At 66.9% G+C, this 17862-nt stretch carries 15 protein-coding genes; 2 read left to right on the forward strand and 13 right to left on the reverse strand.

The features are described 5' to 3' along the window. The 3 genes from pyrC to GO999_RS14235 are packed head-to-tail and all read right to left on the reverse strand — an operon-like array spanning nucleotide 1 to nucleotide 3458. On the reverse strand, nucleotides 1–1035 hold the full coding sequence (gene pyrC / locus GO999_RS14225; protein WP_011000448.1) for a dihydroorotase: 1035 nt from the start codon (nucleotides 1033–1035) through the stop codon (nucleotides 1–3). Between the two features lie 36 nt (nucleotides 1036–1071). Beyond that, nucleotides 1072–2370, reverse strand: a complete 1299-nt coding sequence (locus GO999_RS14230) for a glycerate kinase type-2 family protein (protein WP_211906328.1) — start codon at nucleotides 2368–2370, stop codon at nucleotides 1072–1074. After that, a complete protein-coding gene (locus GO999_RS14235; protein ID WP_020831245.1) occupies nucleotides 2367–3458 on the reverse strand; it encodes a tartrate dehydrogenase in 1092 nt (363 codons plus the stop codon). The genes GO999_RS14230 and GO999_RS14235 overlap by 4 nt, the downstream gene beginning before the upstream one ends. A gap of 173 nt (nucleotides 3459–3631) precedes the next feature. Here GO999_RS14235 and GO999_RS14240 point away from each other — a divergent pair, with 173 nt between their 5' ends. Continuing rightward, on the forward strand, nucleotides 3632–4462 hold the full coding sequence (locus GO999_RS14240; protein WP_011000446.1) for a class II glutamine amidotransferase: 831 nt from the start codon (nucleotides 3632–3634) through the stop codon (nucleotides 4460–4462). A 67-nt stretch (nucleotides 4463–4529) separates the two neighbouring features. Here GO999_RS14240 and GO999_RS14245 read toward each other — a convergent pair whose 3' ends face one another. The 7 genes from GO999_RS14245 to GO999_RS14275 all read right to left on the reverse strand — a co-directional run bounded on the left by GO999_RS14245 (nucleotide 4530) and on the right by GO999_RS14275 (nucleotide 12668). Continuing rightward, nucleotides 4530–5264 (reverse strand): amino acid ABC transporter ATP-binding protein, encoded by a 735-nt coding sequence (locus GO999_RS14245; protein ID WP_011000445.1) that lies wholly within the window; start codon nucleotides 5262–5264, stop codon nucleotides 4530–4532. Further along, nucleotides 5261–5944 (reverse strand): glutamate/aspartate ABC transporter permease GltK, encoded by a 684-nt coding sequence (gene gltK / locus GO999_RS14250; protein ID WP_011000444.1) that lies wholly within the window; start codon nucleotides 5942–5944, stop codon nucleotides 5261–5263. The genes GO999_RS14245 and gltK overlap by 4 nt, the downstream gene beginning before the upstream one ends. 20 nt (nucleotides 5945–5964) lie before the next feature. Next, nucleotides 5965–6693: an amino acid ABC transporter permease gene (locus GO999_RS14255; protein WP_020831242.1), complete on the reverse strand. Its 729-nt coding sequence runs from the start codon at nucleotides 6691–6693 to the stop codon at nucleotides 5965–5967. 99 nt (nucleotides 6694–6792) lie between these two features. Beyond that, on the reverse strand, nucleotides 6793–7689 hold the full coding sequence (locus GO999_RS14260; protein WP_016724024.1) for a glutamate/aspartate ABC transporter substrate-binding protein: 897 nt from the start codon (nucleotides 7687–7689) through the stop codon (nucleotides 6793–6795). A 537-nt stretch (nucleotides 7690–8226) separates the two neighbouring features. Continuing rightward, nucleotides 8227–9528, reverse strand: coding sequence for a Glu/Leu/Phe/Val family dehydrogenase (locus GO999_RS14265; RefSeq protein WP_011000441.1), 1302 nt, complete (start codon nucleotides 9526–9528; stop codon nucleotides 8227–8229). Between the two features lie 154 nt (nucleotides 9529–9682). Then, nucleotides 9683–10627 carry a LysR family transcriptional regulator gene (locus GO999_RS14270; protein ID WP_011000440.1) on the reverse strand — a complete coding sequence of 315 codons (945 nt, stop codon included), beginning with the start codon at nucleotides 10625–10627 and terminating at the stop codon, nucleotides 9683–9685. Between the two features lie 214 nt (nucleotides 10628–10841). Beyond that, nucleotides 10842–12668, reverse strand: a complete 1827-nt coding sequence (locus GO999_RS14275; RefSeq protein ID WP_016724025.1) for an ABCB family ABC transporter ATP-binding protein/permease — start codon at nucleotides 12666–12668, stop codon at nucleotides 10842–10844. A 106-nt stretch (nucleotides 12669–12774) separates the two neighbouring features. Here GO999_RS14275 and GO999_RS14280 point away from each other — a divergent pair, with 106 nt between their 5' ends. Next, nucleotides 12775–13194 (forward strand): acyl-CoA thioesterase, encoded by a 420-nt coding sequence (locus tag GO999_RS14280; protein ID WP_016726639.1) that lies wholly within the window; start codon nucleotides 12775–12777, stop codon nucleotides 13192–13194. Nucleotides 13195–13264: 70 nt separating this feature from the next. Here the strand turns inward: GO999_RS14280 and GO999_RS14285 are convergent, their stop codons facing one another. From GO999_RS14285 to GO999_RS14295, 3 genes are all read right to left on the reverse strand, one after another. Continuing rightward, entirely contained in the window at nucleotides 13265–14029 is a 765-nt protein-coding gene (locus GO999_RS14285) for an enoyl-CoA hydratase (protein WP_011000437.1), read from the reverse strand. Nucleotides 14030–14137: 108 nt separating this feature from the next. Then, nucleotides 14138–15337, reverse strand: a complete 1200-nt coding sequence (locus GO999_RS14290; protein WP_028860190.1) for an acetyl-CoA C-acyltransferase — start codon at nucleotides 15335–15337, stop codon at nucleotides 14138–14140. Between the two features lie 32 nt (nucleotides 15338–15369). Then, nucleotides 15370–17853, reverse strand: a complete 2484-nt coding sequence (locus GO999_RS14295) for a 3-hydroxyacyl-CoA dehydrogenase/enoyl-CoA hydratase family protein (protein ID WP_211906329.1) — start codon at nucleotides 17851–17853, stop codon at nucleotides 15370–15372. Nucleotides 17854–17862: the final 9 nt, after the last annotated feature.

A 17862-nucleotide genomic window follows, 5' to 3' on the forward strand; every position in this document is an offset into this window, starting at 1 on the left:
TCAGACCGTCTTCCAGCGCAGCATCTCGCCGCCGCGCAGCGGCACCAGCATCTGCTCGCCGAAGGGCACCTCGGCGGGCAGCTGCCACTGCGAGCGCGTGAGCGTGAGCGTGCCGGCGTTGCGCGGCAGGCCGTAGAAGTCCGGGCCGTGCAGGCTGGCGAAGCCTTCGAGCTTGTCGAGCGCGTTGGCGTCTTCAAAGGCTTCGGCGTACAGCTCCATCGCGTGCAGCGCGGTATAGCAGCCGGCGCAGCCGCAGGCGTGCTCCTTCAGGCCCTTGGCATGCGGTGCGCTGTCGGTGCCGAGGAAGAAGCGCGGATGGCCCGAGGTGGCCGCCGCCACCAGCGCCAGGCGATGCGTTTCGCGCTTGAGCACCGGCAGGCAGTAGTAGTGCGGACGAATGCCGCCAACGAACAGCGCGTTGCGGTTATACAGCAGGTGGTGTGCCGTGATGGTCGCGCCGACCGGCCCCTGCGCGTCGCGCACGTATTCGGCGGCGTGCTTGGTGGTGATGTGCTCGAACACGACCTTGAGCGCCGGAAAATCGCGGCGCAGCGGCTGCATCACGGTGTCGATGAAGACGGCTTCGCGATCGAAGATGTCGACCGTGGGGTCGGTCACTTCGCCGTGCACCAGCAGGGGCATGCCGACGTCCTGCATCGCTTCGAGCGTCTTGGCGCAGCGGCGCAGGTCGGTCACGCCGGCATCGCTGTTGGTGGTGGCACCGGCCGGGTAGAGCTTGACGCCATGCACGAAGCCGCTGGCGCGGGCGGCGCGGACTTCCTCGGGCGTGGTGTTATCGGTCAGGTACAGCGTCATCAGCGGCTCAAAGCGCGTGCCCGCCGGCAGCGCGGCGAGGATGCGCTCGCGGTAGGCGCGAGCCTGCGCGGTGGTCGTCACCGGCGGCTTGAGGTTGGGCATGATGATCGCCCGGCCGAACTGGCGCGCGGTGTCGCCCACCACGTCGGCGAGCGCGTCGCCATCGCGCAGGTGCAGGTGCCAGTCATCAGGGCGGACGATGGTCAGGGTATCGATCATGATGCGTGAAGAGAAAAAGACAGAAAGAAATGAAATTCAGAGAATCAGGATGACGCGGTAGTCGTTGACATTGGTGCGCGTCGGGCCGGTGACGATCAGGTCGCCGGCGGCGGCGAAGAAGCCATAGGCGTCGTGCGCGTCCAGCGCGGCGCGGGCGGCAACACCGCGCGCGGCGGCGCGTCCGATGGACTGCGGATCGAGCACGGCGCCTGCATTGTCCTCCGAACCGTCGATACCGTCGGTGTCGGCCGCCAGCGCATAGACATCGCCCATGTCTTCCAGCGCGATCCCCAGCGACAGCAGGAATTCGGCGCAGCGGCCGCCCCGGCCACCGGTCAGGCCCGGCGGGAGAGTCACCGTGCATTCACCGCCGGAGATCAGCGCGACGGGCGCCGCGAACGGCGTGCCGTGCCGGCGGACCTGCCGCGCGAGCGCGCCGTACACCTGGGCGACCTCGCGCGCCTCGCCGGTGACGGTATCCCCCAGGATGGCCGTGTGGATGCCGCGCGCCGCGAAGACCTGCGCCCCCGCCACCAGGCTCTGCTGCGCGGTGGCGATGACATGGTTGGCCACCCGCGCAAAGCAGGCATCGCCCGGCTTGGGCGTCTCGGCGATCTCGCCGCGCGCGCCGCGCTCCAGGTGCGCGCGCACCGATTCGGGCGCCTGTGCGCCCCAGCGCGCGAGAATGGCCAGCGCGTCGGCGTAGGTGCTCGGGTCGGGCACGGTGGGGCCGCTGGCGATCGCGCTCGGGTCATCGCCGGCCACGTCGGAGACGATCAGCGTGGTCACCGGCGCGCGGGATGCCGCGGCCAGGCGGCCGCCCTGGATGCGCGACAGGTGCTTGCGCACGATGTTCATGTCGGTGATCGGCGCGCCGCAGCGCAGCAGCTCGCGTGTCACGGCCTTGAGGTCGGCCATGGGAACGCCCTCGGCCGGCAGCGACAGCAGGCTCGAGCCGCCGCCGGACACCAGCACGATCAGCCGGTCGTGTTCGGTCAGCGTCGACACGCGATCGAAAATGGCCTGCGCCGCCTGCTCGCCCGCCTCGTCCGGCACCGGGTGGCCGGCTTCGATCACGCGGATGTGATCGGTCGGCAACCCGTGCGCATAGCGCGTGACGACCAGCCCTTCGATCTGTGCGCGGCCGGCGTAGGCCCGATCAACCGCCAGCGCCATCGACGCGGCCGCCTTGCCGGCCCCGACCACCAGCGTCCGGCCACCGGCATGCGGCGGCGGCAGGAAGCCGGCGACGATCTTGAGCGGGTCCGCCGCGGCGACGGCCGCCGCGTAGCTCTCCAGCAGCAGGGCGCGGGCGGCGGCGCGGTCCAGCTTCACGCCAGCGCCTCCGCGATCGCACGGCCCAGGTCCGCCGTGCCGGCGGTGCCGCCGATGTCGCGCGTGAGCGGCGCATGGGCCGGCCCGGCGCCCAGCACGCGCTCGATGGCGGCCAGCACGGCGGCGCCCGCCTCCGGCTGGCCCAGGTGCTCCAGCAGCATCGCCGCGCACCAGATCTGGCCGATCGGATTGGCGATGCCCTGGCCCGCGATGTCCGGCGCGGAGCCGTGCACCGGCTCGAACAGGCTCGGATAGGTGCGGTCCGGATTGATGTTGGCCGACGGCGCGATGGCGATGGTGCCGGTGCAGGCCGGGCCCAGATCCGACAGGATGTCGCCGAACAGGTTGCTGGCGACCACCACGTCGAACATCTCCGGCTTCTGCACGAAATGCGCGGTCAGAATGTCGATGTGGTACTTGTCGACGCTGACCTCGGGGTACTGCCCGGCCATCGCCTCCACGCGCTCATCCCAGTACGGCATGGTGATGGCGATGCCGTTGGACTTGGTGGCCGAGGTCAGGTGGCGCGCCGGGCGGCGCTGCGCCAGATCGAAGGCGAACTTGAGGATGCGGTCCACGCCGGTGCGGCTCATGACCGTTTCCTGGATCACGATCTCGCGCTCGGTGCCGCCGTACATGCGGCCGCCGATGCTGGAATATTCGCCCTCGGTGTTCTCGCGCACCACGTAGAAATCGATCGCGCCGGGCGCGCGCGGCTGGCCGCTGCGGTCGACCAGCGGGCTGCGGATGCCGGGCATCAGGCGTACCGGACGCAGGTTCACGTACTGGTCGAAGCCGCGCCGGAACTGCAGCAGCGAGCCCCACAGCGAGATATGGTCGGGCACCGTATCGGGCCAGCCGACCGCGCCGAAGAACAGGGCATCGTAGCCGCGCAGGGTGTCGAACCAGCCGTCGGGCAGCATCTTGCCGTGACGCGCGTAGTAGTCGCAGCTGGCGAAGTCGAAATGGTCGCACTGCAGCGCAAAGCCGAACCTGCGCGCGGCGGCATCCAGCACGCGCAGCCCTTCGGGCACGACTTCCTTGCCGATCCCGTCTCCGGGAATCACGGCGATGCGATACGAACTCATGGGATGCGTTCCGCCTGGAGGCTGGGTTGGGTGGCCGGACCAAGACCTGACGCGGTGCGGCGTGAGCGCAACGGCCGGGCATCGTGGATGGGGTTGCGTGCACCGGGCGCTTGGCACCCCCGGCGGCCCGCAGGATAATGACTATTTTATTGCATCCTGTCTTTCGCCCCATCATGTGCCAGCTACTTGGCATGAACTGCGCAGAACCAACCGACGTGACGTTCTCATTCACGGGGTTCGCCGCGCGCGGCGGGGTCACCGACCACCACGCCGACGGCTTCGGCGTAGCGTTTTTCGAGGACAAGGCCTGCCGGCTGTTCATCGACAACCAGTCAGCCGGCACCTCGCCGGTGGCGGAGCTGGTCAAGCGCTACCCGATCAAGTCCAAGAACGTCATCTCGCACATCCGCAAGGCGACCCAGGGCAGCGTCCGGCTGGAGAACTGCCACCCGTTCATGCGCGAGCTGTGGGGCCGGCACTGGATCTTTGCCCACAACGGCGACCTCAAGCACTTCTCGCCCTTCCTCTCCGGCGTCTACCAGCCTGTGGGCGACACCGACAGCGAGCTGGCCTTCTGCTTCATCATGCAGGCGCTGCGCAAGCGCTTCCCAGGCTCGCAGCCGCCGCTCAACGAGCTGTTCTACGCGCTGTCGGATGTCACCCGGGAGGTGAACCGCCACGGCGTGTTCAACTACCTGCTGTGCAACGGACAGGCGCTGTTCGCGCATTGCTCGACGCGGCTGTACTACATCGTGCGGCAGTGGCCGTTCTCGACGGCGCACCTGATCGACGCCGACATGACGATCGATTTCGCCAAGTACACCACGCCCGAGGACCGCGTCGCCGTGATCGCCACCGCGCCGCTGACCGACAACGAGATCTGGACCCCCTTCGTGCCCGGCGAGCTGCTGATGTTCGAATCGGGCCAGGCGACCATGGCGACCAAGGTGCCGATCCCCGAAGCCGTGCAGGCGGCCAACGCCGCCAACACGGCCTGCACCTGAGATCCGCATCGCAAACGAAAAAGCCGCTCCCGAAAGAGCGGCTTTTCTTTTGCGCGGAACCCGGCGATCAGTGCGACAGGATCTTCGACAGGAACTGCTTGGCGCGGTCGGAGCGGTTGTCGATGTTGCCGAAGAACTCCTCCTTCTCGCAATCCTCGACGATGCGGCCCTGGTCCATGAAGATCACGCGGTTGGCGACCTTGCGGGCGAAACCCATTTCGTGGGTCACGCACATCATGGTCATGCCTTCCTTGGCCAGCTCCACCATCACGTCGAGCACTTCGTTGACCATTTCCGGGTCCAGTGCGGAGGTGGGCTCGTCGAACAGCATGCAGATCGGGTCCATCGACAGCGCGCGGGCGATCGCCACGCGCTGCTGCTGGCCGCCCGACAGCTGGCCGGGGTACTTGGCGGCATGCGCCTTCAGGCCCACGCGCTCCAGGTACTTCAAACCCTTGGCCATCGCCTCGTCCTTGGAGCGTCCCAGCACTTTCTGCTGCGCGATCGTCAGGTTCTCGGTGATCGACAGGTGCGGGAACAGCTCGAAGTTCTGGAACACCATGCCCACGCGCGAACGCAGCTTCGGCAGGTTGGTGCCGCGGGCGCCCACCGAGGTGCCGTCGACCAGGATCTCGCCCTTCTGGAACGGCTCCAGCGCGTTGACGGTCTTGATGAGCGTGGACTTGCCCGAACCCGACGGGCCGCACACCACCACCACCTCGCTCTTCTTCACGCTGGTGGTGCAGTCGGTCAGCACTTGGAACTGGCCGTACCACTTGGAAACGTTCTTGATCTCGATCATTGGGTCACCTTCTTCTGAAGCCGCTTCACCAGCACGGAGGCGCCGAAGCAGATCACGAAATAGCAAAAGCCGGCAAACAGCAGCAGCTCGACGATGCGGCCATCGCGCTCACCGATGTTGTAAGCCTGCGTAAAGAAATCCGACAGCGCGCTCACATACACCAGCGACGTATCCTGGAACAGGATGATGGCCTGCGTGAGCAGCAGCGGGATCATGTTGCGGAAAGCCTGCGGCAGGATCACCAGGCGCATGGCCTGGCCGTACGTCATGCCCATCGCATAGGCCGCGAACATCTGCCCGCGCGAGACGCTCTGGATGCCGGCGCGGATGATCTCCGAGTAGTACGCCGCCTCGAACAGCGCGAAGGCGACCAGCGCGGAGGTCATGCGCATGTCGGTGGCCGGCGACAGGTTGAAGAGCTTCTGCAGCACCTGCGGCACGATCAGGAAGAACCACAGCAGCACCATCACCAGCGGGATGGAGCGGAAGAGGTTCACATAGGCCTGCCCGAACCACTGCAGCGGCTTGATGCCCGACAGGCGCATCATCGCCAGCAGCGTGCCCCAGACGATGCCGACCAGAATGGCCGTGGCCGTGATCTCGAGCGACAGGACCATGCCTTCGCCGAGCACGCGCAGGTTGTCGGCGTTGACGGACGTGAAATCGAATTGATAAGCCATGAATATCCTCGCGTGCCGGCTTACTTGCCGCCGATGAAACCGGGCAGCCGGGTACGTGCTTCAACCCAGCGCATGATTCCCATGACGGTCAGGTTGATCAGCATGTACATCAGTGTCACGGCGATGAACGACTCGTAGGGCTGCGCGGTGTAGTCCACCAGTTGACGCCCCTGTGCCGCGAGCTCCAGCAAACCGATGGTCGACGCCACCGCGGAGTTCTTGAAGATGTTCAGGAACTCGGAGGTGAGCGGCGGCACGATGATGCGGAACGCCATCGGCAGCATGACGTGGCGGTACGTCTGCGCCAGCGTGAAGCCCATCGCCAGGCCGGCGTTGCGCTGGCCGCGCGGCAGCGAGTTGATGCCCGAGCGCACCTGTTCGCACACCCGCGCCGCGGTAAAAGTACCGAGGCACAGCATCGCGCACAGGAACATCGCCGTGGCGGGGTTCATCTGCTTGATGTAGTCGCCGCCCGGCACCAGTTCCGGCATGACGAAATACCAGATGAACAGCTGCACGATCAGCGGGATGTTGCGGAACAGCTCCACGTAGGCCGTGGCAAGGCCCGACAGCGCCTTGCTGGGCACGGTGCGCAGCACGCCCAGCACGGAGCCGAGGACAAGCGCGATGATCCAGGAGGACAGGCCCAGCGCGATCGTGGTTTTCAACCCCGCAAGCAGCCAGTCAAGGTAGGTCTGATTCTGCGCGGCTTCGGTGAAGAAGACGCCCCAGTTCCAGTGGTAATTCATGATGGTTCCCTCAAAAAGAAACGGAAGGGAGGGCCTGTCAACCGGCCTTTGCCTTCCGTTTCAATGATGCTCAGCGTTGCTCGTTCCTGAGGGAGCCGATCAGTCCAGCGCCTTGTCGTTCGGGCTCTTGATCAGCGCCTTCATGTCGTCCGACAGCGGGAAGTCCAGGTTCAGGCCCTTGGGCGGAACCGGCTGCTCGAACCACTTCTTGTACTCGGCGTTGATCGAACCGTCCTTCATCATGCCGGCGATGGTCTTGTCGGCCAGCGTCTTGAAGGGGGCGTCATCCTTGCGCACCATGCAGCCGTAGGCTTCGCGCGACTGCGGCTTGCCCACGACGACCCAGTCGGCCGGGGTCTTGGCCTTGGCGCGCTCGCCGTACAGCAAGGCGTCGTCCATCATGAAGGCGACGGCGCGACCCGACTCCAGCGTCAGGAACGACTGGCCATGGTCCTTGGTGCTGATGATGTTCATGCCCAGCTGCTTCTCGTCGTTCATCTTGCGCAGCAGGCGCTCGGACGTGGTGCCCGCGGTGGTCACGACGTTCTTGCCCTTCAGGTCGACCCAGTCCTTGATGCCGGAATCCTTCTTCACCATCATGCGCGTGCCGATGATGAAGATGGTGTTGGTGAACGACGCCTGCTTCTGGCGCTCGAGGTTATTGGTGGTGGAGCCGCATTCGAGGTCGATCGTGCCGTTCTGCAGCAGCGTGATGCGGTTCTGCGACGTGACCGGGATCTCCTTGACCTGCAGATCCTTCAGCTTGAGCTGCTCCTTCACAGCCTCGACGACCTTGGTGGCGACGTCATACGAGTAGCCGATCGTCCGGACCCCGCCGACGTTGTAGCTGAACGGAATCGACGAATCGCGCACGCCCAGCGTGATGGTGCCGGTGTCCTTGATCTTCTTCAGCGTACCAGTCAGCTCCTGCGCGTGCGCAGCGCTGCTCAACACACCAATGGCAGCAAGCACGGTTGCCAGCTTGGCGAGGTTCATGAAGGTCTCCTTTTGACCATGAAAGAGAAAACGGGAATGTACCAAAAAACGTTTAGCGTCAATATTAGTAGTGCCACTAAACCGTTGAATCCAACGGATTTTCTCCCCTCGTAAAGCCTTGTGCCTGCTGCGCTTCCGGGACATCGGAATCCTTACGTTGCGCTTTCCGGCAATCCGGAAAACCGGCACGCGGCATTCACCGACGGCATGGTCTCGCGCGTGCCGCGCGCGCAGGCGCAGGCAACGGCGGGACGACGGCCGTCAAGACTGTTCAAACCAGGGGGGGAAAGTCCGCCCGATGTGCGTTCTCTGACGCTGACACCAAGCCCGACTTCGAGGAGGAGACTTCGAGGAAGGATGAAGGGCAACCTGGGTTGCCCTTCGTATGGTGCGGTGCCCCGGAACGTTATGGTCCGTCCATGGACACCGGCTTCTTTCTTCAACCGTCGCGCATGGCCGCCTGATCGGCGGCGACGCGATAGACCGGAGCGATACCCTGATGAGGCACCGCGCCGGTATTGACCGACGCGTCGCCGATCAGGGGTACAGACCGCGCTCTTGGCGCGCCTGCAGAATCCGCGTACAGGCGATGATGAACGCCGCCGTCCGCAGAGTTACCTTGTTGTCCTGGGCCACCTGCCAGATGGCGCGGAAAGCATCTTGCATGATCCGTACCAGGCGCTGGTTGATCTCGTCTTCGGTCCAGAAGAAGCTCGAGAAATCCTGCACCCACTCGAAATAGCTCACCGTGACGCCGCCGGCATTGGCGATCACGTCCGGGCAGACCAGGATGCCGCGATCGCGCAGGATGTCGTCCGCTTCGGGCGTCGTGGGGCCGTTTGCACCTTCAACGACAATTTTTGCCTTGATTTGGGGCGCGTTCTTGCCGGTGATCTGGCCTTCGAGCGCGGCCGGGATCAGGAATTCGCATTCCAGCGCCCAGAAATCGTCCGCCGACAGGGTCTCGGCCTTGAAGCCGTCGACGCTGCCGTTATGGTCCACGTGCTGGATCAGCGCGTCGACGTCCAGGCCCGCGCCGTTGAACACGATGCCCTTGTGGTCCTGCACCGCGATCACCTTGGCGCCGGCATCCTGGAACAGCTTGGCGGCCACGCTGCCGACGTTGCCGAAGCCTTGCACCACGATGCGCGCACCCTTGACGTCGATGCCCAGATTGCGTGCAGCCTCGCTGCCGACCACGAACACGCCGCGGCCGGTCGCCTCGCGGCGGCCCAGGCTGCCGCCCAGCGCGATCGGCTTGCCGGTCACCACGCCGGTGGCGGTGGCGCCTTCGTTCATGGAGTACGTGTCCATCATCCACGCCATGATCTGCGCGTTGGTGTTCACGTCCGGCGCCGGGATGTCCTTGTTCGGGCCGATGATGATGCCGATCTCGCTGGTGTAGCGGCGGGTCAGGCGCTCGAGCTCGCCCGACGACAGCTTGCGCGGATCGACGCGGACGCCGCCCTTGGCGCCGCCGTACGGCACGTTGACGGCCGCGTTCTTGACCGACATCCAGGCCGACAGCGCCATCACTTCCGACAGCGTCACGTCCTGGTGGAAACGCACCCCGCCCTTGCCCGGGCCGCGCGATGTGTTGTGCTGCACGCGGTAGCCCTCGAAGTGGGCGATGCGGCCGTCATCCATCTGGATGGGCACGTCGACGATCAGGGCGCGCTTGGGACGCTTCAGGGTTTCGACCCAGCGTGCCAGCGAGCCGAGATAGGGGGTGACCCGATCGACCTGCTGCAGGTAGATGCCCCACGGACCGAGGTTATCGGCTGGCAGGTAGGACGGAATGGCGTGCTGGAGCGTCGACGGAGATGCGACATTGGACATGGCTGTCTTCCTCTTCCTTTGGAGCCTGGGTAAGGCTCGTGAGTGCCTGTAAAATGCCCGCCAGCTTAGGCAGGCCCCTGAACGAAATCCAATGCTGTTTTTACATCGGGTTATGCCAGCCACGCATAACCCGGCATGGATCCCATTCCGGCCCTCACGCCGACAGCACGGCCCACAGCATGTCGACCAGCTCGCGCTTGCGCTTGGACTGCTGGTGCCGCCGGTCGTGCGCGCCGCTCTGCGGGTGCTCGCGGTACAGCCGGATCTCCATCTCGATCGACAGGGTGCCGCCGCCCTTACCTTCGGCGCGGACCAGCCGTCCGGCCGCCACATCGTCGCGTACCGCGCTCTCGGGCAGAAAGGCGACGCCATGCCCGGCCAGCGCCATCACCTTGAGCGCCTCGGCCATGTCGGTCTCGTAGCACTTGTCGAGCAGCGGCGCCACCGGCGAGTTCTCCAGCAGCACATCGACCATGCGCCCGAGGAAGGCATTGGGCGTATAGCTAAGATAGGCGATCGGCTTGCGCGCGGCGGGCGTCAGCTTGTAGATCGGGCGGCCGCCCACGTCGGGCTTGCTGAACGGCGACAGCCGCTCGGTGCCGAGCACCAGCATGTCGTAGCGCGTCGGGTCGAGCTGGATCATCTGGCGCGCGTGGTGGTAAACCATGACCAGATCGCAGCCGCCGTCCACCAGCGTCATCACCGCGTCATGCACGTTGAGCGCGCGCAGCCGGCACTGCAGCTTACCGATCTTCTCCTCGACCTTGGCCAGCCAGCCCGGAAAGAAGGTCAGCGACAACGTATGCGGCACCGCAAAATCGATGGTCGAGGCGCTGGCCGGACGCTGCCCGCGCATCAGGGCGCGCGTCTCGCTGACCTGCGCGAGCATCGCCAGCGCCTGTTCGTAGAAGACTTCGCCGGCGGGCGTCAGGCGCGTGGGATAGCTGGAGCGGTCGATCAGCTCATTGCCCAGCCAGGCTTCGAGCGACTGGATGCGCCGCGAGAAGGCCGGCTGCGTGACGTGCCGCAGCTCGGCCGAACGCGAAAAGCTGCGCGTTTCCGCCAGGCTGATGAAATCTTCCAGCCATTTGAGTTCCATCGACTTGTGTCCCCTTCCCCGCAGTGCCGACGGCGCCCGTGGCCATCCGCTCGACTGGCGGACGCTCTCCCCGCACGGGCGCCTGCTGGGAAGGCATTTTAAGCGCTGGACGGGCTCGCGGGCCATCCTCCCGGCACGGCACGCGCCCTGCAACGGAACGACCCGGCGGCCGCGCGCCGCACGCGCCGCCGATGCGCAACAGCCGGCGGCAGCCTCAGGCCTCCGTTTCCTGCACGCGCTCGGGCTCGCGCGCCTGCATGCGCCACATCTGCGCGTAGCGGCCTTCGGCGCGCAACAGCGACGCGTGCGTGCCGCGCTCGATGATGCGGCCGTGCTCCATCACCAGGATCTGGTGCGCGCCGACGATGGTCGAGAGCCGGTGCGCGATCACCAGCGTGGTGTGGTTCTGCGCCAGGCGCATCAGCTCTTCCTGGATGGCGTGCTCGGTGCGCGAATCGAGCGCCGAGGTGGCTTCGTCGAACACCAGGATGGGCGGGCGCTTGAGCAGCGTGCGGGCAATCGCCACGCGCTGCTTCTCGCCGCCCGACAGCTTCAGCCCCCGCTCGCCGACCGGGGTGTCGTAGCCCTCGGGCAGCGACTCGACGAAGCCGTGGATCTGTGCGGCGCGGGCGGCCGCGATCACTTCCTCGCGCGTGGCATCGGGGCGGCCGTAGGCAATGTTGTAGTAGATGCTGTCGTTGAACAGCACGGTGTCCTGCGGGACGATGCCGATGGCGGCACGCACGCTGGCCTGCGTGACGTCGCGCACGTCCTGGCCGTCGATCTGGATTGCGCCGGACGTGGCATCGTAGAAGCGGAACAGCAGACGCGCGAGCGTCGACTTGCCGGAGCCGCTCTGCCCCACCACCGCCGTGGTCGTGCCGGCCGGGATGGTGAAATCGACGTCGAACAGGATCTGCCGGTTGGACTCGTAGCCGAAATCGACGTGGGCGAAGCGGACCTCGCCGGCGCGCACGGCAAGCGGTTGCGCGTCCGGCCGGTCGGCCACCTCGCGGTTCGTGTGCAGCAGCTTGAACATGCGATCCATGTCGGTGACCGCCTGCTTGAGCTCTCGGTAGATCACGCCCAGGAAGTTGAGCGGGATGTAGATCTGCAGCATCAGCGTGTTGACCAGCACCAGGTCGCCCAGCGTCATGTGGCCGGCTGCCACGCCCTGGGTGGCGCGGTACAGGATCAGGATCAGCGCGACGGCCACGATGAGCTGCTGCCCGAAGTTCAGCAGCGACAGCGAGTGCTGCGAGCGGATGGCGGCGGCGCGGTATTTCCGCAGGTTCTCGTCGTAGCGGCGCGCCTCGTACTCCTCATTGCCGAAGTACTTGACCGTCTCGAAATTGAGCAGCGAATCGATCGCCTTCTGGTTGGCGCGCGAATCGAGCTCGTTCATCCTGCGGCGGAAGTGCGTGCGCCAGTTCGTCACCGTCACGGTGAAGACGATGTACGACACCAGCGCACAGAACGTGATGAGCGCGAACCACGCGTCGTACTTCACGAAGAAGTACGTGATGACCAGCCCCACCTCCACCAGCGTCGGCAGGATGCTGTACAGCGAATACGAGATGAGCGACTGGATGCCGCGCGTACCGCGCTCGATGTCGCGGCTCATGCCGCCGGTCTGGCGCTCCAGGTGAAAGCGCAGCGACAGTGCGTGCAGATGCCGGAACACCTGCAGCGCCAGCGTGCGCACCGAGCTCTCCGTCACCTTGGAGAACAGGATCTCGCGCAGCTCCGAGAACAGCGAGGTCGACAGCCGCAGCAGCCCATAGCCGAGGATGATGCCGACCGGCACCACCAGCAGCGCGCGCGGGTCGGTGGGCGACACGTTCATCGCATCGATCAGCCGCTTCATCACCATCGGCACGCCCAGGTTGGCGACCTTGGCGGCGATCAGGAACGACAGCGCCAGCGCCACGCGCCACTTGTACGCCCACAGGTAGGGCAGCAGGCTGCGGATGGTGCTCCAGTCGCCGCGCATGGGCGCCCCGGCGGGAGGCGGTTCGGTGGGGGCGGCGTAGCGGCGCATGGGCGGTGCAGGAAAAACGCGGATTGTGTATTCTCCCACCGATCGCGGCCGCCCGCCTCGCTCCGCCCGGGCGGCGGCCGGATCGCCGATTGCACCAGTTGCCGCCATGTCCCAGCCCGAACGCCCCGCCGAAACCGTATCGCTGCCCGCCGGCAAGCAGCCCGCCGTCCGCGTCATGCCGATGCCCGCCGACGCCAATGTCCACGGCGACGTGTTCGGCGGCTGGATCATGGCGCAGGTGGACATCGCCGGCTCGATCCCGGCGGTGGTGCGCGCCAACGGGCGCGTGGCCACGGTGGCGGTCAACTCGTTCGTCTTCAAGCAGCCCGTCTACGTGGGCGACCTGGTGAGCTTCTACGCCAGCGTGGTCAAGACCGGCCGCACCTCCATCACGGTGGACGTGGAAGTCTATGCGCAGCGCATGGGCAGCAACGGCCGCCACGAGACGGTCAAGGTGACCGAGGCCACCCTCACCTACGTCGCCACCGACGCGAGCCGCAAACCGCGCGCGCTGCCGCCGCACTGAACCGGCAACGTCCCGCAAAACGACCCGGCCACGGCCGGGTTTTCTTTTGCCGCGGCGGGCCCAGGCCCGGTCAGCTGAACCTGGAGAAATCCGGGCGGCGCTTCTCGAAGAACGCCGTGAACGCCTCGCGTGCCTCGGGCGCGCGCAGCATCTCGCCGAACTGCCTGCCCTCCAGCGACATGCGCGCCGCGATCTGCGGCGTGGCGCCCTCCTTCATCAGCCGCTTGGTCGCACGCAGCGACGACGGCGGCAGCAGCGTCAGCTTGCGCGCCTGGGCGCGCACGAAGGCCTCCAGCTCGGCCACCGGCAGCACGCGGTTGACCAGCCCCAGCTCGCGCGCCTCGCCGGCGTCGAAGGGCTCGCCGAACAGCAGTTTCTCGGCCGCGCGGTGGTAGCCCGCCAACTGCGGCAGCAGCAGGCTCGACGCGGCCTCGGGACACAGCCCCAGCTGCGCGAACGGCATCGACAGCCTGGCGGTGTCCGAGGCGTACACCAGGTCGCAGTGCAGCAGCATGGTGGTGCCCACCCCGACCGCCACGCCGCTCACCGACGCGACCAGCGGCTTGGTCGCCGCGCTGATCGCCCTGAGGAACCGGTGCACGGGCGCGTGCTCGTCCTTGGGCGGGTGCTTCATGAAATCTTCGAGATCGTTGCCGGCCGTGAAGGCGCTCTCGTGCCCGGCCAGCACGATCACGCGCACGGCGGGATCGTCCTCGGCGGCCACCAGCGCATCCGCCAGCGCCTGGTACATCGCGGCGGTGATGGCGTTCTTCTTGTCCAGGCGGTCGAAGGTCAGCGTGAGGATGCCGTCTGCGGTCTCGGTACGAATCGACATGAATGCTCCAGAGAGAATGCCCGCGCCCGGATCACACCGGCACGGGCGAATCGGACAGATCGCCGACGGAGAACGCGTTGGCCCCCTGGGCCGTCCCCTCGCACGGGCTCAGACGCGCTCGAAAATGCCCGCCGCGCCCATGCCGGTGCCGACGCACATCGTCACCATGCCGTACTTCAGGTTGCGGCGGCGCAGGCCGTGCACGACCGTGGCCGCGCGGATCGCACCGGTCGCGCCCAGCGGGTGGCCCAGCGCGATCGCGCCGCCCAGCGGGTTGATCTTGCCGGTGTCCAGGCCCAGGTCCTGGATGACCGCCAGCGACTGCGCGGCGAACGCTTCGTTCAGCTCGATCCAGTCGAGCTGGTCCTGCGTCAGGCCGGCGGCCCTGAGCGCGGCCGGGATCGCTTCCTTCGGGCCGATGCCCATGATCTCCGGCGGCACGCCGCGCACCGCGAACGACACGAAGCGCGCCAGCGGCGTCAGGTTGAACTGCCTGAGGATCTTCTCCGACACCAGGATCAGCGCGCCCGAGCCGTCCGACGTCTGCGAGCTGTTGCCGGCCGTCACGCTGCCCTTGTTGGCGAACACCGCGCGCAGCTTGGCCAGGCCTTCGAGCGAGGTGTCGGCGCGCGGGCCCTCATCGAGCGACAGCGTGCGCGTCTTCAGGTCGATCGCGCCGGTGCCCAGGTTGGGGAACTTCTCGATGATCTCGATCGGGGTGATCTCGTCCTTGAACTCGCCGGCCTGCTGCGCGGCCAATGCCTTCTGGTGCGAAGCGACCGAGAACGCATCCTGCGCATCGCGCGTGATCTTCCACTGCTGGGCGACGCGCTCGGCGGTCAGGCCCATGCCGTAGGCGATGCCGATGTTCTCGTCGCGCGTGAAGATGTCCGGCGACATCGACGGCGAATTGCCCATCATCGGCACCATGCTCATCGACTCGACGCCGGCGGCGATCATCACGTCGGATTCGCCCACGCGGATGCGGTCGGCGGCCATGGCCACGGCGGTCAGGCCCGAGGCGCAGAAGCGGTTGACCGTCACGCCGCCCACGGTGTTGGGCAGGCCGGCCAGCAGCGCGCCGATGCGCGCCACGTTCAGGCCCTGCTGCGCTTCGGGGATCGCGCAGCCGACGATGGCGTCTTCGATCAGCTTCGGGTCCAGGTCCGGCACCTGGGCCACCGCGCTCTTGAGCACGGTCGCCAGCAGGTCGTCCGGACGCAGGTTCTTGAACGAGCCCTTGGGCGCCTTGCCGATCGGGGAACGGGTGGCGGCGACGATGTAGGCGTCTTGCAGTTGCTTGGTCATGATGAAACTCCTGTTCTCTGTCGTCGCGCGAATCAGTTGCGCACCGGCTTGCCGGTCTGCAGCATGCCCATGATGCGCTCCTGGGTCTTGGCCGTGCCGAGCAGCTCGACGAACGCCTTGCGCTCGAGGGCCAGCAGCCATTCTTCGTCCACCAGCGCGCCGGCTTCCACGTCGCCGCCGCACACGGCCTCGGCAATGCGCGAGGCGATCGTGAAGTCGTGCTGCGAGATGAAGCCGCCATCGCGCATGTTCACCAGCGAGGCCTTGATGGTCGAGATGCCCGACCGGCCCGCCACCGGGATGCCCGCCGGACGCATCGGCGCGCGGTAGCCGGCATCGGCCAGCGCGCGCACTTCATTGCGCGCCACGTGCAGCAGCTCGTGCACGTTGAAGACGATGGTGTCGGTCGGCTGCAGGTAGCCGAGCTTCTGCGCGTCCAGCGCCGAGCTCGATACTTTGGCCATGGCTGCGGACTGGAAGCGGCTGGTCAGGAACGGCAGCAGGTTGGTGCTGCCCGCCGCCTCCGCCGCCCGCGCGGCCGCCAGCGCGGCTTCCTTCAGGCCGCCGCCGGCCGGCACCAGGCCCACGCCCACTTCCACCAGGCCGATGTAGGTCTCGAAGGCCGCCACGCGCTTGGCCGAGTGCAGCAGCAGCTCGCAGCCGCCGCCCAGCGCGATGCCCGACGCCGCCGAGACGACCGGCACGTTAGCGTACTTCACCCGCATCATGCCGTCCTGGAACGTCTTGACGAACGGCTCGATGCCCTTGGCGCCGCCCATCATGAAAGCCGGCATGGCCTCTTCCAGGTTCGCGCCCGCCGAGAACGGACCGCCCGGCGCGCCCAGCTTGAGCGAGGTCGGCTGCCACACCACCAGCCCCTTGTAGCCGGCTTCGGCCAGGTCGATGGCGCGCACGATGCCCGCGATCACGCTCGGGCCGATGGTGTTCATCTTGCTCTTGAACGAGAGCACGAGCACGTCGTCCTGGCCGGCCGCGTCGTCCACCCAGATGCGCACGGCGTCGGTCTCTTCGATGGTCTTGCCGTGGGTGAGCGGGTCGACCGTGGTGGCGCCCTGGATCGCCGCGCGGAACACCTGGCGGCCATAGACCGGCAGCGTGCTGCGCGCCAGGAAGCTGCCCTGCGACGCCGACCACGAGCCCTGCGCCGCATGCACGCCGCCGTTGTCGGCCACCGGGCCCGCGAACACCCACTGCGGCAGCGGCGCGTTCGCGAGCGCCTTGCCCGCATCGATGTCTTCCTTCACCCACTCGGCCACCTGCTTCCAGCCGGCCTGCTGCCAGTCTTCGAACGGGCCGCTGTTCCAGCCGAAGCCCCAGCGGATCGCCAGGTCGACTTCCGCGGCCGAATCGGCGATCTGCTCCAGGTATACGGCGATGTAGTGGAACACGTCGCGGAACACCGCCCACAGGAACTGCGCCTGCGGATTGGTCGATTCGCGCAGCAGCTTCAGGCGCTCGGCCGGCGCCTTCTTCAGGATACGCACGACGATCTCGTCGGCCTTCTTGCCGCTCGGGCCGTACTGGCCGCTCTGCGGGTCCAGCACCTTGATGTCCTTGCCTTCCTTCTTGTAGAAGCCGGCGCCGGTCTTCTGGCCCAGGGCGCCCGCCTCCACCAGCTTGGCCAGCACGGGCGGCGTGGCATAGACCGGGGCGAACGGATCGTCCTTCAGCGTGTCCTGCATCGTCTTGATGACGTGCGCCATGGTGTCCAGGCCCACCACATCGGCCGTGCGGAACGTGGCCGACTTGGCGCGGCCCAGCTTCGAGCCCGTCAGGTCATCCACCACGTCGAACGGGATACCGTACTTGGCCGACTCCGCGAACACCGCCAGGATCGAAAAGATGCCGACCCGGTTGGCGATGAAGTTCGGGGTGTCCTTGGCGCGCACCACGCCCTTGCCGAGCGCGGAGGTCAGGAAGGTTTCCAGCTTGTCGAGGATGTCGCCGCGCGTGTGGGCGGTCGGGATCAGCTCGACCAGGTGCATGTAGCGCGGCGGATTGAAGAAGTGCACGCCGCAGAAGCGCGACTTCAGCTCGGCGTCGAAGCCGTCCGACAGCGCGCCGATCGACAGGCCCGAGGTGTTGGAGGCGAAGATCGCATGCGGCGCGATGTGCGGCGCGACCTTCTTGTACAGGTCGTGCTTCCAGTCCATGCGCTCGGCGATGGCCTCGATGACGAGGTCGCAGTCGCGCAGGCGCTCGATGTCGTCCTCGTAGTTGGCGATCTGGATCAGGGCCGCGTCGTCCTTGACGCCCAGCGGCGCCGGCGACAGCTTCTTCAGATTCTCAATGGCCTTGAGCACGATGCCGTTCTTCAGGCCATCCTTGGCCGGGAGATCGAACAGCGTGACGGGAACCTTGGCGTTGACTAGGTGCGCGGCGATCTGCGCGCCCATCACGCCGGCGCCCAGCACGGCCACGCGCCGGACGAGGAAGTTGGAGCGCGCGCCGGCCTGCGGCTGCGCCTGGGTGGTCGGGAGTTCGGTGCGGGTCATGGTGTCCTC

This window comes from Ralstonia nicotianae (assembly GCF_018243235.1).
GTDB lineage: Bacteria > Pseudomonadota > Gammaproteobacteria > Burkholderiales > Burkholderiaceae > Ralstonia > Ralstonia nicotianae.

What these genes read in the sequence shown, in the direction of transcription:
- GO999_RS14270 (WP_011000440.1), bottom strand. Translation starts at nt 10,627, where the DNA reads ATGGAACTCAAATGGCTGGAAGATTTCATCAGCCTGGCGGAAACGCGC.
- gltK (WP_011000444.1), bottom strand. Translation starts at nt 5,944, where the DNA reads ATGGCTTATCAATTCGATTTCACGTCCGTCAACGCCGACAACCTGCGC.
- GO999_RS14285 (WP_011000437.1), bottom strand. Translation starts at nt 14,029, where the DNA reads ATGTCGATTCGTACCGAGACCGCAGACGGCATCCTCACGCTGACCTTC.
- GO999_RS14240 (WP_011000446.1), top strand. Translation starts at nt 3,632, where the DNA reads ATGTGCCAGCTACTTGGCATGAACTGCGCAGAACCAACCGACGTGACG.
- GO999_RS14255 (WP_020831242.1), bottom strand. Translation starts at nt 6,693, where the DNA reads ATGAATTACCACTGGAACTGGGGCGTCTTCTTCACCGAAGCCGCGCAG.
- GO999_RS14280 (WP_016726639.1), top strand. Translation starts at nt 12,775, where the DNA reads ATGTCCCAGCCCGAACGCCCCGCCGAAACCGTATCGCTGCCCGCCGGC.
- GO999_RS14245 (WP_011000445.1), bottom strand. Translation starts at nt 5,264, where the DNA reads ATGATCGAGATCAAGAACGTTTCCAAGTGGTACGGCCAGTTCCAAGTG.
- GO999_RS14275 (WP_016724025.1), bottom strand. Translation starts at nt 12,668, where the DNA reads ATGCGCCGCTACGCCGCCCCCACCGAACCGCCTCCCGCCGGGGCGCCC.
- pyrC (WP_011000448.1), bottom strand. Translation starts at nt 1,035, where the DNA reads ATGATCGATACCCTGACCATCGTCCGCCCTGATGACTGGCACCTGCAC.
- GO999_RS14265 (WP_011000441.1), bottom strand. Translation starts at nt 9,528, where the DNA reads ATGTCCAATGTCGCATCTCCGTCGACGCTCCAGCACGCCATTCCGTCC.
- GO999_RS14295 (WP_211906329.1), bottom strand. Translation starts at nt 17,853, where the DNA reads ATGACCCGCACCGAACTCCCGACCACCCAGGCGCAGCCGCAGGCCGGC.
- GO999_RS14260 (WP_016724024.1), bottom strand. Translation starts at nt 7,689, where the DNA reads ATGAACCTCGCCAAGCTGGCAACCGTGCTTGCTGCCATTGGTGTGTTG.
- GO999_RS14290 (WP_028860190.1), bottom strand. Translation starts at nt 15,337, where the DNA reads ATGACCAAGCAACTGCAAGACGCCTACATCGTCGCCGCCACCCGTTCC.
- GO999_RS14235 (WP_020831245.1), bottom strand. Translation starts at nt 3,458, where the DNA reads ATGAGTTCGTATCGCATCGCCGTGATTCCCGGAGACGGGATCGGCAAG.